Consider the following 18,272-nt stretch of genomic DNA (forward strand, 5'->3'; position numbering starts at 1 on the left):
TCATGTCGGACGTCGTGCTGAAAACCGAAAACCTGACCAAGTATTATGGCGGCGTCCATGCGCTGGAGGGTGCCAATTTCGAGCTGCGCAAGGGCGAGCACGTCGCCATCATGGGCGACAACGGCGCCGGCAAATCGACCTTCGTGCGCCAGATTGCCGGTGTCGAGCAGCGCACCAACGGCAAGATGTGGTTCGACGGCAAGGAAGTGAATTTCGCCGGCCCCATCGAAGCCCGCGAGGCGGGCATCGAGACGGTGTTTCAGAACCTGGCGCTCGCCGACGACCTCGACGTGCCGTCGAACCTGTTCCTCGGCCGCGAGCGGGTGCTGTTCAATCTAGGACCCTTCTCGATCCTCGATCGCAAATTCATGCGCAAGGCGACCGAGGCAGCCTTGGTCCGCACCGCGGTCAAGATTCCCAATCTTTCCAACACCATCCGCCACATGTCGGGTGGCCAGCGCCAGTGCGTGGCAATCGCCAGAACCGCGACCTTTGCTTCCAAGCTCATCATCATGGACGAGCCGACGGCGGCACTCGGCGTGCAGGAGACGATGCAGGTCGAAAACATCATACGCACGCTGAAGGAGAATGGCGAACCGCTAATCCTGATCTCTCACAATATGCGCCAGGTGTTCGATCTGGTCGACCGTATCGTCGTTTTCCGGCGCGGCCGCATCGTCGCCAATTTGCGCAAGCAGGACACCGACGGCAACGATATCGTCTCCTACATCACCGGCGCCAAGACCGGGCAGGCGGAACTTGCGGCCTAAGGGCCAACGCTGAGCCACAGGCGCTGACGCCTTCCCTTCCAAACCATCCTCAAAGGAAATTCTTCATGCCTCTTCGCTTTGCTCTTCTCGGTGCCGGCCGTATCGGCAAGGTCCATGCTCGCGCCGTTGGTTCCAATCCGCAGGCCAGGCTGGTTGCGGTTGCCGACGCGTTCGAGAAGGCGGCGACCGATCTGGCCTCTGCCTATGGCGCCGAAGTGCGCAGCATCGATGCCATCGAGAAGGCCGGCGATATCGATGCGGTCATCATCTGCACGCCCACCGACACTCATGCCGATCTGATCGAACGCTTCGCCAAAGCGGGTAAAGCGATCTTCTGCGAAAAGCCGATCGACCTCGACGCCGCCAGGGTGGAACAATGCCTGGCCGTCGTCGACAAGGCTGGCGCCACCCTGATGGTAGGCTTCAACCGCCGCTTCGATCCGCACTTTGCCGCCGTGCGCAAGGCGATCGACGACGGCGCCATCGGCACGGTCGAGATGGTGACCATCACCTCGCGCGATCCCGGCCCGCCGCCGCTCGACTATATCGGCCGCTCGGGCGGCATTTTCCGCGACATGACCATTCATGATTTCGACATGGCGCGCTTCCTGCTCGGCGAGGAGCCGGTGGCGGTCAGCGCGCACGCTTCGGTGCTGGTCGACAAAAAGATCGGCGAGGCCGGCGACTTCGACAGCGTCAGCGTCATCCTCGAAACTGCCTCCGGCAAGCAATGCGTCATCTCCAACTCGCGCCGCGCCACCTATGGCTACGATCAGCGCATCGAGGTGCATGGCTCGAAAGGCATGATTGCGGCCGAGAACCAGCGGCCGGTGTCGATCGAACTGGCCAATGAAAAGGGCTATACGCGGCCGCCGCTGCACGATTTCTTCATGACCCGTTATCTCGACGCCTATGCCAACGAGATCGCCGCCTTCATCGCGGCAGCGACGTCAGGCAAGAAGGCGGCGCCGAGCGGCAAGGATGGGCTGGTGGCGCTCAGGCTGGCAGATGCGGCGCTGAAATCGGCCAAGGAAGGCAAGACCGTCCGCCTCGACAAAACAATCTGACTATCAAACACAGGAGCAAGGCGATGAACGGTTCAGCCGGTCGCAATTCCGAAACACGCGCCATCGTCACCGGCGGCGCACAAGGCATCGGCTTTGCCGTCGCCGAAGCGCTGGCCGATGAGGGCTGCCGGGCACTGGCGCTGATCGGCCGCTCGCAGGAGAAAGGCGACAAGGCTGTCGCCGCCCTCAAGCGGGCAGGCGTCGATGCAATCTTTATCAGCGCCGACGTCTCAGAGGTGGCCGACTGCAAGCGTGCGGTCGAAACGGCGATTGGCCATTTCGGTACCGTCAACGCGCTGGTCAACGCCGCCGCCACCTCGGCCCGCGGCTCGCTGGTCGAGACCTCCGAGGATCTGTTCGACCAGATATTCCAGACCAATGTGCGCGGCCCGTTTTTCTTGATGCAGGGAGTGGTGGCGCATTTGCTGGCGCGCCAGGCACCGGGCTCGATCGTCAACGTGCTGTCGATGTCGGCGCATTGCGGCCAGTCGTTCCTGGCACCCTATTCGTCGAGCAAGGGAGCGCTGGCGACACTGACCAAGAATGTCGCCAATGCCTATCGCGGCAATCGCATCCGCTGCAATGCGGTGCTGCCCGGCTGGATGGATACTGAGGGCGAGGCGATCGTGCAGAAGAAATGGCATGACGCGCCGGACGACTGGCTGGAGAAGGCCGAAGCCGCGCAGCCGATGGGCCAATTGGTGAAGCCGGCGCAGCTTGCCCGACTGATCAGCTACATGATCAGCCCGCAGTCCGGCGTCATGACCGGGTCGCTGGTCGACTACGATCAGAACATCGCAGGGTCGTCGCCGGAATAGGATCAACCGAGTAGCCGCAGGAGCTCACCTTGGCAACGCGTAACACGAAGGATTTCGAAGGCTTTGGAATTGAACTCGTCGATCCCTGGACTGCATGAACCGCTCGGCGCAGCATGTTGGGCCTCGAAAGTGACCCGAGATGCATCCATACTGGATCAGGATAAGCGGTAGCCTTGGCGTTAGCGTTACCGCCCGGTCGGAAGCCGATGCCCTACAACTCTTCGCCCTTGCCTACGGGATCCGCCAAGAAATTATCAGTATCGAGATCATCAAGGACATGAACGATCTCGACCAGAACCATGTCGTGCCCAATTTGGGTGCGGCCAACTGGTTTCGTCGCGGCATCTGGTATCCTCAAGGTTTGGAACACATTGCAAACTGAGACACGACCTTCTCGGCTCGTGACAGATCGGAGGCGCTTGCGCTTAAATCCCGAATGCCTTGGCGACTAGCGGAAACGCCCATCGCTTCTTCATCGCGGGGCGAAGCAAGGAGCGAAGCGGCGCGGCGCAGACCCCGAGATCCATATGTGACTTCAAAGCATTGCAGCGGCGCAGAATGCTGCTCCCCTACGGCTGAGCCCATAAAGGGTGTCAGTCTACCCGGCACGCGCGACGAGCGAAGCGAAAAGAAGGAAGAGGCCAGGGGCACTCAAAACAAAAACAGCAATGAACAGCACAAAGCGCCAGCCAAGAGTCAAATTTGGAGACCTCAAGCCATAGACGATTCCGGCCATCGCCAATACGAACGCCACGATTATGAGAAGATGGTATCCTTGGGGCTCTGGCATAACCTTTGATTTCGCTTTCGCGCCGCATTCGGTGGAGCGGCTTCGTGTCAAGCATAAAGCGGTTTGGCTTAGGTGACGATGGACGACATGTCACATTTCAAGCCGAGCCACCTGGCACGTGACAAGCGCCTCCGCATCGACTATATCAGCCCTCATGATCAACCTGACCGCCAAATATTGGTACTTTATGAGCTCGCTGGCGGCGGGAGGATTGCGCTCGATCTGAAGATTGCAGCAACAACATCCGAACAGCCGCCAGACCTGGCGGCTTTTTTGTTTCAGCCGGCAGGTCTCCCAATCAGGAGCAGAATGCCGTGTTGACGACCACAGACGATCTTCGGGTCAAAGAAATAAGGGAATTGAGCACGCCGGACGAGGTGATGCGGGAGATACCGCGCACGCTGACCGCGACGCGCACCGTTGCCGCGTCACGCAACGCCATCCACACCGTGCTGACCGGCATCGACGATCGGCTGGTGGTCGTCGTCGGCCCTTGTTCGATCCACGATCCGGCCGCTGCCGTAGACTATGCCAGCCGCTTGGCATCGCTGCGTGAAAGCCTGTCGGATCGGCTGGAGATCGTGATGCGCGTCTATTTCGAGAAACCGCGCACGACGGTCGGCTGGAAGGGCCTGATCAACGATCCCGACCTCGACGGCAGCTTCAACATCGACAAGGGGCTGCGGATGGCCCGCAACGTGCTCGCCGCCGTCAACAATCTCGGTCTGCCGGCGGCGACCGAATTCCTCGACATGGCCACTCCGCAATATATCGCCGACCTCGTCGCCTGGGGCGCGATCGGCGCGCGCACGACCGAGAGCCAGATCCATCGCGAACTGGCATCGGGCCTGTCCTGCCCGGTCGGCTTCAAGAACGGCACCGACGGCAATTTGCGGATCGCGGCCGAGGCCGTGAAATCCGCCGCCCAGCCGCATCATTTCATGGCGGTGACGAAGGGCGGGCGCAGCGCCATCGCGACGACCACCGGCAACGAGGACTGCCACGTCATCCTGCGCGGCGGTATTGTGCCGAATTATGACGCGGCCAGCATTGCTGCTGCCTGCGCGGAACTCGGCCGGATCGGCGTGGCGCCGCGGCTGATGATCGATGTCAGCCACGCCAACAGCAGCAAGAAGCCGGAAAACCAGCCAGGGGTGGCGGCCGACGTGGCTGGCCAGGTCGCGGCAGGCGACGAGCGCATCATCGGCGTCATGATCGAGAGCAACCTTGTCGCCGGCCGGCAGGACGTCATGCCCGGCAAGCCGCTCGTCTATGGCCAGAGCATCACCGATGGCTGCATCGACTGGGCAGCCACCGAGACGGTGCTTCACGGCCTTGCCGACGCCGTCGAGCGGCGCCGGTCGGTGCGCCGCGCCATGATCGCCGGCCGTCCGGGAGCCGCCTGAGGCAGCCAATGCCCCTTCTCCCCTTGTTGTGGGAGAAGGGCAACCGGCGCCCAGCAATTACCGCACTGCGATCCAGCGCTGTTCCGCGAACGAGCGCGCCATCGCGTGCACGGTGCGCTCGATCTCCAGGCCTTCGTCGAAGTCGATGATCCGCGCCGGCTTGCCGGCAAGCCGCGTCAACAGTTCCCAGCATTCGATGATCTTGAGATCATTGAAGCCAAGGCCGTGGCCGGGTGCCGGCAGGAAGGCGTCGTAAGGCGTATGGTGCGGCGCCACCAGGATGGTGCGATAGCCTTGCTCGGTCGGCCGGTCGGCTGTCAGATAGAGTTGGAACTCGTTCATCCGCTCCTGGTCGTACAGGATCGAGCCCTTCGAACCAAAAATCTGGATGGCGATCCGGCCCTTGCGGCCCCAGGCCGAACGGTTGACCAGCAACGTGCCGGCAATGCCGTTTTCGAGATGCATCAGGATGCTGGCGATGTCATAGGTCTCGACGGCGCGGCGCCCGCCCGAGGCGACGCGGCGGTCGGCATAGGGTCTGGCCATGTCGCACATGACGCGGGCGACACGGCCGAACAGTACGGCAATGAGCGACAGCGGATGTACGGCGAAATCGTCGAGCGCGCCGTAACCGGACGCCGCCTCGTGCTTCCAGAAGAACAGCGCCTCCGGATCGGCCATGAAGTCCTCGTCCATCTCGATACGCAGATGGTTGACCTCGCCGATGATCTTCTCGTCGAGCAGCGCACCGATGTGGCGGATCGCGGGATTTTGGATGTAGTTATAGCCAAGCGCGGCCACCTTGCCGGATTTTTGGGCCGCCGCAGCCATCGCTTGCGCCTCCGCAAAACTTGGCGCCATCGGCTTCTCGCACCACAGATGCTTGCCGGCTTCGAGGATGGCGATGGCCATTTCCGGGTGGAACTGGTTTGGCGTGGTCAGCGAGATGACATCGACATCGGGATCATCGACCACCGCACGCCAGTCGCCGGATGCCTTGGCGAAGCCGAATTCGCTGGCGCGGCGTTTGGCAAGGTCCTCGTTGACCTCGCCCAGATGGACCAGCCTTGGCTTGTCGACATCGGGAAAGACGGTGCCGACCGCGTTCCAGGCAATGGCGTGGCACTTGCCCATGAAGCCCGTGCCGATAAGACCTACCCTGACCATCTGCCTTGCCTCCCTGTGTGCAAACTTATGTGGATGAATTAGTCCATTTTGTTTGCAAATGGAACGCTTGCCTCATTTTTTATGGTGTTCTTGCACAGGCCCGCTATGATGGGGCACAGAGGGAACCGACGATGAGCCTGGGCGGAGCGACGATGGACGAACGGGTGCCTCGCGATTTCGAAACGCTGCGGGCGACGATCCTGGAGCGGCGTCAGAGCCTGCCGAAACGTATCGCCCAGATCGCCGCCTATGCGCTCGATAACCCCGACGATATCGCCTTCGGCACCGCTGCCAGCATCGCCGCTTCCGCCGGTGTCCAGCCTTCGACCCTGATCCGCTTTGCCCAGCAGCTTGGCTTTGACGGTTTCACCAGCCTGCAGCTGGTGTTTCGCGAGCGCCTGCGCGAGCGCAACTCATCCTACGATGAAAGGCTGGCGGCATTGCGCGCCAAGGCCGACGAAGGCGCCGGCCACCGCGCGATTTTCGACGGTTTTGTCGCCGCAGCCAGCACCTCGCTCAACGACATTTCGCGCACGCTGAATGAAGACCATTTCGAAGACGCGATCGCCGTGCTGGCCAAGGCGGAAACCATTTATGTGCTGGCCAAGCGGCGCTCCTACCCGGTCGCCTCCTACATTGCCTATGCATTGGGCAAGCTCAAGATCCGCAACCAGCTGATCGAATCGGCCGCCGGCCTGAACGCGGAGATGATCGGCTTTGCCTCTCCAAGGGATGCCGTCATCGCCATCAGCTTTTCGCCCTATGCCCCGGCCACCATCGAGGAGGCGCGCGTCATTTCGGAGCAAGGCGTGCCGATCGTGGCGATTACCGACAGCTCCTTTTCGCCGCTCGCCCAGTTCGCCAGGGTCTGGTTCGAGGTCGCCGAAGCCGATTTCGCCGGCTTCCGCTCGCTGTCGGCGACGATGGCTTTGGCTATGGCGCTGACCGTCGCAGTCGGCGAGAAGCGGCGCGATAGCGGCAGGAAGCGCAAGGCCTAGATCACCTCTATTGCCGTTTCGCCTTCTGCCAAAAGCCGCGCTGCGTCGCGGGCAGGCGGCGACCCGAACTGGCGGGCATATTCCCGGCTGAACTGGGAAGCACTCTCATAGCCGACAGCGAAGGCGACACGCGCCACGTTGCCCGGCTGGGCAATCAGCAGATGGCGGGCTTCCAGCAAGCGGATTTGCTTTTGATACTGGACTGGGCTCATGGCCGTCGCCGCCTTGAAGTGACGATAAAACGCAGCACTGCTCATATGGGCGATTTCAGCCAGATCCCCGACCCGGACCGGCTGATGGGGATGCGAACGGATCCAGGCGATCGCCTGGCCAATTCGGGACAGATGGCCATCGGCGCGCGCAAGTTCACGAAGCTTTCCGCCTTGCGGACCTTGCAGGAGCCGAAACAGCATCTCCCGCTTGAGCATGGTCGCGAGCACGGGAATCTCCGCTGGCCGGTCAAGCAGCCGCATCATTCGACGGAGCGCGTCGAGCAGGTCGTCATCAACGGGAGAGATGGAGAAACTGTCGCCGCCGAGGGCTGGCGCGTGCTCGACGAGGAGGGCGGCGACGGCTTGCAGGTCAAGGGTCAAGCCAATGGCCAGATAAGGACGCGCCGCGCTCGCTTCGATTATCTGGCTGATAGTGGGCGTCTCGACAGTGTAGATGAAATAGCTGGCCGGCTTGTAACGAAGAGCCCGGTCGCCGATCAGAACCGTCTTCGCGCCCTGCAATACGAATAAGATCCCCAACCCCCACACCCCTGGCAATGGCGGCGTGGCAACTTCGCTGCGGCCGATCGAAACGCGGGGAACCGCCGTGCTTGTTCGTCGCCCGCGCGCATGGCGGCCGGCGATCTCGATCAACTCCTGCAGCGCCTCGCTCATTGCGCCAGCATCGCGCATTCGCACCGGCCGCGCAACAGCGTGAGAGGATTAGGCAAGAGCCTGAGAATTTCCGGCGCGCGGCGCCCGCTGCCTCGCGCCATTTGTGGGTCTTCCACAAGAATAATGGAGACACCGAAATGACGACTTCGAAGACCGCGCTGGTGACCGGCGCCAACAAGGGTATAGGCCGCGAAATCGCCCGGCGACTGGCGACCATGGGCTTCAAGGTCTGGCTCGGCGCCAGGAGCGCCGAACGCGGCATGGCGGCGGCGCAGGCATTGCGCGCGGAAGGCCTCGACGCAGAGTGGCTTGAACTCGACGTCACGCAGGATAACAGTGTTGCGGCGGCAGCCAAGGCACTCGGGCAGGCCAGCCCCTGCCTCGACGTGCTGGTGAACAACGCCGGCGTCGCCATCAATTACGACCTGCCGCCGAGCCAGCAGCGGATCGCCGACATCCAGGCCACTTACGACGTCAATGTCTTCGGCCCCATCCGCGTGACCCAGGCATTCCTGCCGCTGCTGCTGGCAGCACCTGCTGCCCGGATCGTGATGGTGAGCAGCTCCACCGGGTCCATCGGCCGGGCGCTGGATCCCGCCACCGCGAACCACGCCGTCAATATGATGGGTTACGGCAGCTCCAAGACAGCCTTGAACGCCATCACCGTGGCCTTCGCCAGGGAGCTCGCGCCCCAAGGCATCAAGGTCAACGCCGCGGCGCCCGGCTACACCGCCACCGATCTCAACGGGTATAAAGGTCACCGCACGGTGCAGCAGGCGGCCGAGATCGTCATTCACCTGGCGACCTTGGACGCCGATGGCCCGACCGCCGGGTACTTCAACGATGATGGCCCGCTTCCTTGGTAAATCAGCTGGTTTCAGTGGCAGACCCTTGACGTTCGTCTGACTTCAAAGTTTCTGAACGCGCGAGCTTTGCACAGCACTTTTCAGCCTTGGGAATGCTCGTTCCATATTGACTATGGATTGGAATTATTATTTCATATTGCCGGCGCCACGTTGCCGCTCGCGCGTGTTACCCAAGACAACAAAGCCGATGGGAGGTTCGAATGGGCGAAGCCGTGGAAGCGAGACATGCGCCGCTCGACATCATCACGATCGGCCGCGCTTCCGTCGATCTCTATGGTCAGCAGATCGGCTCGCGCCTCGAGGACATTACTTCCTTTGCCAAGTCGGTCGGCGGCTGTCCAGCCAACATCGCAGTCGGCACTGCCAGGCTCGGCCTGCGCTCGGCGCTGCTCACCCGCGTCGGCAATGAGCAGATGGGCCGCTTCATCCGCGAGCAGCTGACCCGCGAGGGCGTTTCGGTCCAAGGCCTCAAGACCGATCCGGAGCGGCTGACTGCCCTGGTGCTGCTGTCGGTCGAGGATGAAGGCGTCTCGCCGATGATCTTCTATCGCAGCGATTGCGCCGACATGGCGCTTTCGGAAGACGACATCGATGAGGCCTTCATCGCTTCGGCACGCGCGGTCGTCGTCACCGGCACGCATTTTTCGCGACCCAACAGCGACGCCGCCCAGCGCAAAGCGATCCGTGCCATGAAGGCCAAGGGCGGCAAGGTGGTGTTCGACATCGACTACCGCCCCAACCTGTGGGGCCTCGCCGGCCACGCCGAAGGCTTTGAGCGCTATGTGAAATCCGACCGCGTCTCGGCGCAGTTGAAGACGGTGCTGCCCGACTGTGACCTCATCGTCGGCACCGAAGAGGAGATCATGATCGCCTCGGGCGCAGACGATTGCCTGAGTGCGCTGAAAACCATCCGCTCGCTGTCGGCGGCAACCATCGTGCTTAAGCGCGGCGCCATGGGTTGCATCGTCTATGACGGGCCGATCAGTGACGACCTCGAGGACGGTGTCGTCGGCAAGGGGTTTCTGATCGAGGTCTACAATGTGCTCGGCGCCGGCGACGCCTTCATGTCGGGCTTCCTGCGCGGCTGGCTCGGCGAGGAAAGCCTGGCGACGGCGGCGACCTGGGCCAATGCCTGCGGCGCCTTTGCCGTGTCGCGGCTGCTCTGCGCACCGGAATACCCGACTTTCGAGGAATTGCAGTTCTTCCTGAAAAACGGCAGCAAGCATCTGGCGCTGCGCAAGGACGAGGCGATCAACCACATCCATTGGGCGACCACGCGCCGGCACGACATCCCCTCGCTGATGGCGTTCGCCTGCGACCACCGCGTCCAGTTGGAGGACGTCGCGGCAAAAGCCGGCGCCGATCCGTCGCGAATACCAGCTTTCAAGGTGCTGACGGTCAAGGCTGCGGCCAAGGTCGCGGCCGGCCGCGGCGGCTACGGCATGCTTCTCGACGAAAAATACGGACGCGAGGCGATGTTCGAATTCGCCCACCATTCCTTCGCCTGGCTCGGCCGGCCGGTCGAGCTGCCGGGTTCGCGGCCGCTTCGCTTCGAGTTCTCGCAGGACATAGGTTCGCAACTGACCGAATGGCCGGTCGACCACTGCATCAAGTGCCTGTGCTTCTATCATCCCGACGATCCCGCGGCGCTGAAGACCGAACAGCAGCAGAAACTGCGCGCTTTGTTCGAGGCCGCGCGGAAAGTGGGCAGAGAACTTCTGGTGGAGATCATCGCCGGCAAGCACGGCAAGCTCGACGACATGACCATCCCGCGCGCGCTCGAGGAACTCTACGCACTCGGCATCAAGCCCGACTGGTGGAAGCTCGAACCACAGGCATCGGCCGGCGCATGGGCAAAGATCGAGGCGGTGATCCTGAAGAACGATCCCTGGTGCCGCGGGATTGTGCTGCTCGGTTTGGAAGCGCCGCAGGACGAGCTGGAAGTGGCCTTTGCCGCCACCGCCAAGGCGCCCATCGTCAAGGGCTTTGCCGTCGGCCGCACCATCTTCATCAACGCGGCCGAACAATGGCTGGCCGGCAAGATGTCGGACGATGAGGCGGTTGCCGACATGGCATCTCGCTTCGAGAGACTGACCGAGGCGTGGCTTGCCGCGCGCGGCCGCAAAGCAGCATAAGAAGGCGCGGCAATAAGGACTGCGGAGGAACCGACATGACCAAGACAATCCGCCTGACGATGGCGCAGGCGCTGACCCGCTTTCTTGCCCGGCAGATGACCGAGATCGGCGGCAAGAAAGTGCCGATCTTCGGCGGCGTCTGGGCGATCTTCGGCCACGGCAATGTCGCCGGCGTCGGCGAGGCGCTCTACCAGGTGCGCGACGAATTGCCGACCTTCCGCGCCCATAACGAGCAGGCGATGGCGCATGCGGCGATTGCCTACGCCAAGGCCAATTTCCGCCGCCGCTTCATGGCTGCGACCAGTTCGATCGGCCCCGGCGCGCTCAACATGGTGACCGCTGCGGCACTTGCACATGTAAACAGGTTGCCTGTCCTGTTTCTGCCCGGCGACGTCTTCGCCAATCGCATTCCGGATCCCGTCCTGCAGCAGGCCGAGGATTTTTCCGACGGCACGGCGACGGTCAATGACTGCCTCCGGCCGGTGTCGCGCTATTTCGACCGCATCACGCGGCCGGAGCAGATTATGCCGGCGCTCAACCGCGCCATGCAGGTGCTGACCGACCCGGCCGAATGCGGCCCGGTGACCCTGGCGCTGTGCCAGGATGTGCAGGCCGAGGCCTATGACTACCCCGAGAGCTTCTTTGCCGAGCGGCTCTGGACGCCGCGTCGGCAGCGCCCGGACCGCAACGAACTGGCGGCCGCAGTCGCGGCGCTCAAAGCGGCGAAAAAGCCGCTGGTGATCGCCGGCGGCGGCGTGCTCTATTCGCAGGCGTCGGATGAATTGGCGAAGCTGGTGCAAGGTGCCGGCATTCCGGTTTGTGAGACGCAAGGCGGCAAATCCTCGCTCCCGGACGATCATCCCTTGAACATGGGCGCGGTCGGCGTCACCGGCACTTCGGCGGCCAACCGGCTGGCCGAAGTGGCCGACGTCGTGCTTGCCGTCGGCACCAGACTGCAGGATTTCACCACCGGCTCCTGGGCGCTATTCAAGAATTCCGGCAAGACAATCATCGGGCTCAACGTGCAGCCTTTCGATGCCGGAAAGCACCAGGCGCTGCCGCTGGTCGCCGATGCGGCGGAAGGGCTCGCCGAATTGGCTGCCGCGCTGAAAGGCTGGAAAGCCCCTTCAGGCTGGACCGACAATGCGATCAGGGGCAAGAAGGAGTGGCAGGCGGATGCCGGCAAGGCGACTGGGTCAACCAATGCGGCCCATCCGTCCGACGCGCAGGTGATCGGCGCCGTACAGCGGGCCATGGGCTCCGGCGTGACGCTGCTTCATGCCGCGGGCGGCCTGCCCGGCGAATTGCACAAGCTATGGCAGGCGGGTGCGCCCGGCTCCTATCACGCCGAATACGGCTTCTCGACCATGGGCTACGAAATCGCCGGCGGACTCGGCGTCAAGATGGCCAGGCCCGACGAGGAGGTTGTGGTGATGATCGGCGACGGCTCCTACCTGATGCTCAATTCCGAGATCGCGACCTCGGTGATGCTCGGCCTCAAGCTGACCATCGTGCTGCTCGACAACCGCGGCTATGGCTGCATCAACCGGCTGCAGATGGCGACCGGCGGCGCCAACTTCAACAATCTGCTGAAGGACGCTCGTCACGAGACCTTGCCCGAGATCGACTTCGCCGCACATGCGGCAAGCCTGGGCGCCATTGCCGAAAAAGTGCCGTCGATCGCCGGGCTGGAAACGGCGCTGGTGCAAGCGAAGAAGAATACGCGAACGACCGTGCTGGTCATCGACACCGACCCGCTGGTTTCGACCGAGGCCGGTGGAAGCTGGTGGGATGTCGCAGTGCCGGAAGTCTCGGCACGGCCGCAAGTGAATGCGGCGCGCAAGAAATATGAGGAAGCGCTGAGCGGGCGGCGATTTTAGCGCCCGCCAACGCCTCGAATGTCAGAAACTGGAGTGACGACTTGAAAGCCAAACTGGGCATGTCCCCTATTGCATGGTGGAACGACGATCTTGCGGAACTCAGCGATGATGTGTCGCTGGAGGAGTGCCTGCGCCAATCGCGTTCGGCTGGTTTCACCGGCATGGAAATGGGCCGCCGCTTTCCTAACGATCCGAAAATCATGCTGCCGATCCTCAGGCAGGCCGACGTGACGCTTTGCGGCGGTTGGTACTCGGGAACGCTGGTCGACGAAAACATGGCGAAAAACAAGGATCGTATCCAGCCGATGATCGATCTGTTCAAGGCGGTGAATGCGCCCTGCATCGTCTATGGTGAAGTCGGCCGCTCCATCCAGGGCGACCGCTCCAAACCGCTCGCCACCAAGCCCAGGCTTTCGGACGAGGAGATGAAAGCCTATGCGAAGCGGCTCACGCAGTTCGGCGAATGGTGTGCCGAGCAAGGCATGCCGCTCTCCTACCACCATCATATGGCGGCGGTCGTCGAGACCGAGCCCGAACTCGATGTATTCATGCGCTATTCGGGTGAAGGCATTCCCTTGCTGCTCGATGCCGGGCACCTGGCTTTTGCCGGCGGTGACGTGCTGCGCGCCATCGACAATCATCACCGGCGCATCAACCACGTGCATGTGAAGGACGTGCGCATGGAGGTGATCGAGAAACTCGACCGCCAGAAGCAATCCTTCCTCGATGCCGTGGCGCTCGGCGCCTTCACGGTGCCGGGAGATGGCTCGCTGGATTTTGGCGCCATCGTCCAGAGGCTAGCCGACCATGGCTATGAAGGCTGGTTCGTGGTCGAGGCCGAGCAGGATCCGAAGAAGAACCCGCCGCTCAAGATGGCGCAGGTCGGCTATAAGGAATTGATGCGGGTGATGACGGCGGCGGGCTACACGGTGGAGACACAGGGCTTTCCCAATGCTTGAGGCTCGCGAGGAAGGGCTGATCCGATGCCGTGGGTGATCCGATGAAAGACTCCGAGCACCCGTTTTTCCGGCCGCTGTGGCGGCGCGTTGCCGTTGTCGCGGTCTGCCTGGTCTGGTCGGTGATCGAATTCGCTACCGGCACACCGTTCTGGGGCGTGATTGCGCTCGGCTTCGCCGGCTATGCCGTCTGGCAATTCTTCTATCTCTACAAGCCAGCTGACGAGGACAAGCCATCGGCGGACGCCAAACCGAAGGAATGACCATGTCTAAGCTGCTCGTCAAAGCCAATAAGGGCCACGGCCGCGTCGCTCATGTGACGCCGCAGAGCGCCGGCTGGACCTATGTCGGCTTCGATCTGCACCGGCTGCGGCCCGGCGAGAGCGCTTCCGGGCAAACCGCGGATCGTGAGGTCTGCCTTGTGTTCGTCACCGGCAAGGGTAAGGCCAAGGCCGGCGGCAAGGAACTCGGCCTGCTCGGCGAGCGCATGTCGCCCTTCGAAGGCAAGCCGTGGTCGGTCTATGTGCCGCAGGGGTCGGAGTGGTCGGTGAGCGCCGATACCGATCTCGAACTTGCCGTCTGTTCGGCGCCAGGACTGGGCGGCGGTCTGCCGGTCCGTGTCATCGGACGTGACGATCTCGGCCAGGAGGTTCGCGGCAAAGGCACCAACACGCGCTACGTCACCAACATCCTGCCGGAGGGCGAGCCGGCCGATTCCCTGCTGGTGGTCGAGGTCATCACGCCCGGCGGCCACACATCGAGCTATCCGCCGCACAAGCACGACCAGGACAATCTGCCGGCTGAATCCTATCTGGAGGAAACCTATTACCACCGTCTCAACCCGCCACAGGGCTTTGCTTTCCAGCGCGTCTACACCGATGCCGACGAGAACGGTGCTCGTTCGCTCGACGAAGCGATGGCGATCGAGGACGGCGACGTCGTGCTGGTCCCCAGGGGTTATCACCCCTGCGCCGCCTGCCACGGCTATGATCTCTATTATCTCAACGTCATGGCCGGACCGAAGCGGACGTGGAAATTCCACAACGCGCCCGAGCACGAATGGCTGATGAAGGCCTGACCGTTTCCCCTTCGCTTCTCAACCGCTGGTCCAAGCCGAAAAAATCGTCGGCTAATGACCAGGCTGTGTCGTTTTGTTACCGAAAACGCTGCAAAGCTTCGTCAATTCGTCATGGAAATCGCCTATGGCAGCGGGGCTGACGAGGACTTTCGATGCGCTACGCTATCTATTTCACCCCCCGGCAGGATGAACCGCTGGCGCGGATCGCCGCCAACTGGCTCGGCCGCGACCCGTTCGGCGCCGCCACAAAGCCGGTCGAGGCGGTGGGCGAGTTGTCGGCGGCGGAAGTTGCCTTCCATACCGCCTCGGCGCGCCGCTATGGCTTTCATGCGACGCTGAAGGCGCCCTTCCGACTGGCTTCCACCGAGACGGAAGCCTCGCTTCGCGCAGCACTCGACGATTTTGCCGAGGCGACGTCGGTGGTGACGGTCCCGCGGCTGATCGTCACCCAGATCGACGGCTTCTTCGCGCTGGTGCCGGAAGCACCGCTGCCGGCGCTCAACCGCTTCGCCGATGATGTGGTGCACGACTTCGACCGCTTTCGCGCGCCGTTGACCGAAGCCGAGATCGAGCGGCGCAGCCCCGATTCGCTGAAGCCCGACGAGTTCCGCAATCTCTGCCAGTGGGGCTACCCCTATGTCTTCGAGACCTTTCGCTTCCATATGACGCTGTCCGGCCGGGTCTCGTCACAGGAAAGCCCTCGTCTTCGCCTAGCAATCGACAGCCTGTTTGCGGGCGTGCTGCAACGGCCGGTGGCGGTGGACGCGCTGACGCTGTTTGTGGAAACTGAACCCGGCGCACCATTCATGGTGCTGTCCCATCACGCGCTCGGGCGCCGCCCGGCCAGAAGAACTGCCTGACCAGAAGAACTGCCTAAATGACTATTTGCTTTAACCGCATTGTGCGACGCCGATTCATTTTCAGTTGGTTGCAAAATGCTCCGAGGACTGCCTGAAATGACCGCCGAGACCGTTCTTGACAATGCCCGCATCGTACTGGCCGACCAGATCATCGAAGGGTCGATCGTGCTGCGCGATGGCGTGATCGCCGACATCGCTCCCGGCGCTGGCCGCAGCGGCGAGGACATGGGCGGCGACTTCATCATCCCTGGCCTGGTCGAGCTCCACACCGACCATCTCGAAGGCCATTACGCGCCGCGGCCGAAAGTGCGCTGGAACCCGATCGCAGCTGTGCTGGCGCATGACGCGCAGGTGGCGACCGCCGGCATCACCACCGTGCTCGACGCCTTGCGTGTCGGCATGGACGAGGATGCCGACCTGACGGCCGCCGACATACGCAAGCTGGCCGACGCGATCGAAGACAGCGTGCAGCAGGACCGGCTCAGGGCCGACCATTTCCTCCATCTGCGCTGCGAGGTTTCGGCGCCGGACTGCCTCACAGCCTTCGCCAATTTCGACGGCGACGAGCGGGTCAGGCTGGCGTCACTGATGGACCATGCACCGGGACAGCGCCAATTCGTCAATTTGGAAACCTATGCCTATTACTACCAGCGCAAGCTGAAGCTGACCGATCGCGATTTCCAGAAATTCTGCGAAAAGCGGATGGCGGAATCAGCGAGGAACTCGAGCCCGAACCGCAGCTTCATCGCCGCTGCCTGCCAAGAGCGCGGCATCGTGCTGGCCAGCCATGACGACGCAACCGTCGGCCATGTCGACGAAGCGATCGAGCAAGGTGTGCGCGTCGCCGAGTTCCCGACCACTGAGGAGGCGGCACGGGCTTCAAAAGAGGCAGGGCTCGGCGTATTGATGGGCGCGCCGAACGTCATGCGCGGCGCGTCGCATTCGGGCAATGTCTCGGCCCGCACGCTGGCCGGCGACGGCCTGCTCGATATCCTGTCATCGGACTACATTCCGTTCAGCCTGATCCAGTCGGCCTTCTTCCTCGGCGACGTGGTCGAGGGCATCTCGTTGCCACAGGCGGTGGCGATGGTCTCGAAGAACCCGGCCGAGGCGGTCGGCCTCACCGATCGCGGCGTCATCGAGCCCGGCCGGCGCGCCGATCTGGTTCGCGTGCGCGTCGACGACCATGTCCCAGTCGTCCGCACGGTCTGGCGGCAGGGACGGCGGGTCGCATGATGGTGTCGGCATCGGTCGAGCGTGAATTGTCAGCCGCGGCGTTTCCGATCCGCGACGGCGTCTTCGTCGCCGTCGTCGGGCCGAGCGGTGCCGGCAAGGACACGGTGATCGGCTATGCGCGCGCCGTGTTTGCCGACGAGAGCCGGCTGGAGTTCGTGCGCCGGGTCATCACCCGGCAGAGCGACGCGGCTACCGAGGATCACGACACGCTCGCCGACGCGGCCTTCGTCGAGGCCGAAGCGGATGGCGCCTTCGCGATTTCCTGGGAGGCGCATGGCCTGCGCTATGGCATCCCGGCCGAAGTCGATTGGTCGGTCTCAAACGGCCGTGTCGCGATCGCCAACGTCTCGCGCGCGATCATCCCGGCGCTGCGGGAGCGCTACGCCAATCTGGCTGTCGTCGAGATCACGGCTACGCCGCAGATCCTGGCCGAGCGGCTGGCGTTGCGCGGTCGCGAATCGCGCGGCGAAGTGCTGGCACGGCTGGCGCGCAGCGCCAATGTGGCGCTGTCCGGACCGGGTGTCACCTCGATCGACAATAGCGGTCCTCGTGAAGCCGCCGGCGAGCGCTTCGCCGAGGTGCTGCGCAAGGCCATGGCCTTCTCCGACATGTCGGGCCTTATCTAAAGTAGCGCCCATCCGATGAATTCTGGATGGGCGCTACTTGTCTAACCCATATTTTTTTGGAAACCGGTATCCACTTTTCGGGATTATGGCCTCATGCGGCGTGCCGGTCCCGACCAGTGTGACGAGTATCGGTGGCAGTGGTTGTCGAAGGCTTCGCTGGCACATCCGCTGGTGTATCCAGAACTGCAACGTGATGGCGATACACCATTTCCCAGCCCTTCCAGCCGGTGAACAGCAGTATGCAGACCACTATGAACGACAACAGCACACCCCATGGCCGGACCGCGGCTTCGGCGCCTTGGGCATATCGAAGATAGAAATTGATCAGTGCCACAACAACCGCGGTCAGATTGCCCAGCATGTGGTACCAGGCGTCGGACAAGGCGCGAATGCGCGGCTCGTTGAGGAAGTCGATAAAACCGGCTGTCGCAGCGAGAAGGGCCATTACGATGGCTGCCCCGATCAGCCACATCGATGCCCGTGCCCAGAAGGCATCGGCAGTTCCCCAGAAAACCAGGTCGGAGACAAAGGCGCCGACAAGAAACGCGACAGGAAAAGGTATCAGCATCGGGTGGAGAGGGTGAGTTCCTACCTTTGCGGTACTTACTGGATTCGTGGGCATGGGACGCCTCCGCGTAGCAAAGCTTAAATAAACGCTCAGATACGGGTTTCGTTCCAAATAGAGACCGACCTGAACTGCTGTCGCGAAGCTCAGGCTGACCTTTTCACGCC

Annotated in this window: 18 protein-coding genes and 1 pseudogene; 16 read left to right on the forward strand and 3 right to left on the reverse strand. The window is 62.8% G+C overall.

Annotation, left to right across the window (positions count from 1 at the left end; genetic code table 11):
* Positions 1–2 precede the first annotated feature (2 nt).
* The 6 genes and pseudogenes from NKH13_RS07335 (at position 3) to NKH13_RS07360 (ending at position 4,851) form a co-directional block, all read left to right on the forward strand.
* Entirely contained in the window at positions 3–770 is a 768-nt protein-coding gene (locus NKH13_RS07335) for an ATP-binding cassette domain-containing protein (protein WP_352911733.1), read from the forward strand.
* A gap of 65 nt (positions 771–835) precedes the next feature.
* On the forward strand, positions 836–1,837 hold the full coding sequence (gene iolG / locus NKH13_RS07340) for an inositol 2-dehydrogenase (protein WP_352911735.1): 1,002 nt from the start codon (positions 836–838) through the stop codon (positions 1,835–1,837).
* 23 nt (positions 1,838–1,860) lie between these two features.
* Positions 1,861–2,655 (forward strand): SDR family oxidoreductase, encoded by a 795-nt coding sequence (locus NKH13_RS07345; RefSeq protein WP_352911737.1) that lies wholly within the window; start codon positions 1,861–1,863, stop codon positions 2,653–2,655.
* A gap of 20 nt (positions 2,656–2,675) precedes the next feature.
* Positions 2,676–2,753: pseudogene (locus tag NKH13_RS07350) on the forward strand (VapC toxin family PIN domain ribonuclease); the annotation flags it as partial.
* A 41-nt stretch (positions 2,754–2,794) separates the two neighbouring features.
* Positions 2,795–3,037, forward strand: a complete 243-nt coding sequence (locus tag NKH13_RS07355) for a hypothetical protein (RefSeq protein WP_352717171.1) — start codon at positions 2,795–2,797, stop codon at positions 3,035–3,037.
* Between the two features lie 722 nt (positions 3,038–3,759).
* Complete coding sequence (locus NKH13_RS07360; protein WP_352911740.1) at positions 3,760–4,851, forward strand: 3-deoxy-7-phosphoheptulonate synthase; 1,092 nt, start codon at positions 3,760–3,762, stop codon at positions 4,849–4,851.
* Positions 4,852–4,908: 57 nt separating this feature from the next.
* Here the strand turns inward: NKH13_RS07360 and NKH13_RS07365 are convergent, their stop codons facing one another.
* Positions 4,909–6,018, reverse strand: a complete 1,110-nt coding sequence (locus NKH13_RS07365; RefSeq protein ID WP_352911743.1) for a Gfo/Idh/MocA family protein — start codon at positions 6,016–6,018, stop codon at positions 4,909–4,911.
* Positions 6,019–6,170: 152 nt separating this feature from the next.
* On the opposite strand from NKH13_RS07365, the gene NKH13_RS07370 reads away from it, so the two are divergent.
* Positions 6,171–7,016 carry a MurR/RpiR family transcriptional regulator gene (locus tag NKH13_RS07370; protein ID WP_352912205.1) on the forward strand — a complete coding sequence of 282 codons (846 nt, stop codon included), beginning with the start codon at positions 6,171–6,173 and terminating at the stop codon, positions 7,014–7,016.
* Here the strand turns inward: NKH13_RS07370 and NKH13_RS07375 are convergent.
* Entirely contained in the window at positions 7,013–7,903 is an 891-nt protein-coding gene (locus NKH13_RS07375; RefSeq protein WP_352911746.1) for an AraC family transcriptional regulator, read from the reverse strand. The two genes, NKH13_RS07370 and NKH13_RS07375, sit on opposite strands and share 4 nt — an antisense overlap.
* Before the next feature lie 137 nt (positions 7,904–8,040).
* Here NKH13_RS07375 and NKH13_RS07380 point away from each other — a divergent pair, with 137 nt between their 5' ends.
* From NKH13_RS07380 to phnN, 9 genes are all read left to right on the forward strand, one after another.
* Entirely contained in the window at positions 8,041–8,769 is a 729-nt protein-coding gene (locus tag NKH13_RS07380) for an SDR family NAD(P)-dependent oxidoreductase (RefSeq protein WP_352911748.1), read from the forward strand.
* Between the two features lie 200 nt (positions 8,770–8,969).
* Complete coding sequence (locus NKH13_RS07385; protein WP_352911751.1) at positions 8,970–10,904, forward strand: bifunctional 5-dehydro-2-deoxygluconokinase/5-dehydro-2-deoxyphosphogluconate aldolase; 1,935 nt, start codon at positions 8,970–8,972, stop codon at positions 10,902–10,904.
* 35 nt (positions 10,905–10,939) lie between these two features.
* Positions 10,940–12,784, forward strand: a complete 1,845-nt coding sequence (gene iolD / locus NKH13_RS07390) for a 3D-(3,5/4)-trihydroxycyclohexane-1,2-dione acylhydrolase (decyclizing) (protein ID WP_352911753.1) — start codon at positions 10,940–10,942, stop codon at positions 12,782–12,784.
* Positions 12,785–12,825: 41 nt separating this feature from the next.
* Complete coding sequence (gene iolE / locus NKH13_RS07395) at positions 12,826–13,743, forward strand: myo-inosose-2 dehydratase (protein ID WP_352911755.1); 918 nt, start codon at positions 12,826–12,828, stop codon at positions 13,741–13,743.
* Between the two features lie 41 nt (positions 13,744–13,784).
* Positions 13,785–14,003, forward strand: a complete 219-nt coding sequence (locus NKH13_RS07400) for a DUF3329 domain-containing protein (RefSeq protein WP_254815905.1) — start codon at positions 13,785–13,787, stop codon at positions 14,001–14,003.
* Positions 14,004–14,005: 2 nt separating this feature from the next.
* Entirely contained in the window at positions 14,006–14,818 is an 813-nt protein-coding gene (gene iolB, locus NKH13_RS07405; RefSeq protein WP_352911757.1) for a 5-deoxy-glucuronate isomerase, read from the forward strand.
* A gap of 152 nt (positions 14,819–14,970) precedes the next feature.
* Positions 14,971–15,678, forward strand: coding sequence for a DUF1045 domain-containing protein (locus NKH13_RS07410; protein ID WP_352911759.1), 708 nt, complete (start codon positions 14,971–14,973; stop codon positions 15,676–15,678).
* Between the two features lie 96 nt (positions 15,679–15,774).
* Entirely contained in the window at positions 15,775–16,914 is a 1,140-nt protein-coding gene (locus tag NKH13_RS07415) for an alpha-D-ribose 1-methylphosphonate 5-triphosphate diphosphatase (protein WP_352717155.1), read from the forward strand.
* Complete coding sequence (phnN, locus tag NKH13_RS07420; protein WP_352717153.1) at positions 16,911–17,540, forward strand: phosphonate metabolism protein/1,5-bisphosphokinase (PRPP-forming) PhnN; 630 nt, start codon at positions 16,911–16,913, stop codon at positions 17,538–17,540. Before NKH13_RS07415 ends, phnN begins: the two co-directional genes overlap by 4 nt.
* 91 nt (positions 17,541–17,631) lie before the next feature.
* Here phnN and NKH13_RS07425 read toward each other — a convergent pair whose 3' ends face one another.
* Positions 17,632–18,162 carry a DUF2231 domain-containing protein gene (locus tag NKH13_RS07425; RefSeq protein WP_352717362.1) on the reverse strand — a complete coding sequence of 177 codons (531 nt, stop codon included), beginning with the start codon at positions 18,160–18,162 and terminating at the stop codon, positions 17,632–17,634.
* Positions 18,163–18,272: the final 110 nt, after the last annotated feature.

It is taken from the genome of Mesorhizobium sp. M1348 (assembly GCF_040317925.1).
In the GTDB taxonomy this organism is placed as follows: domain Bacteria; phylum Pseudomonadota; class Alphaproteobacteria; order Rhizobiales; family Rhizobiaceae; genus Mesorhizobium.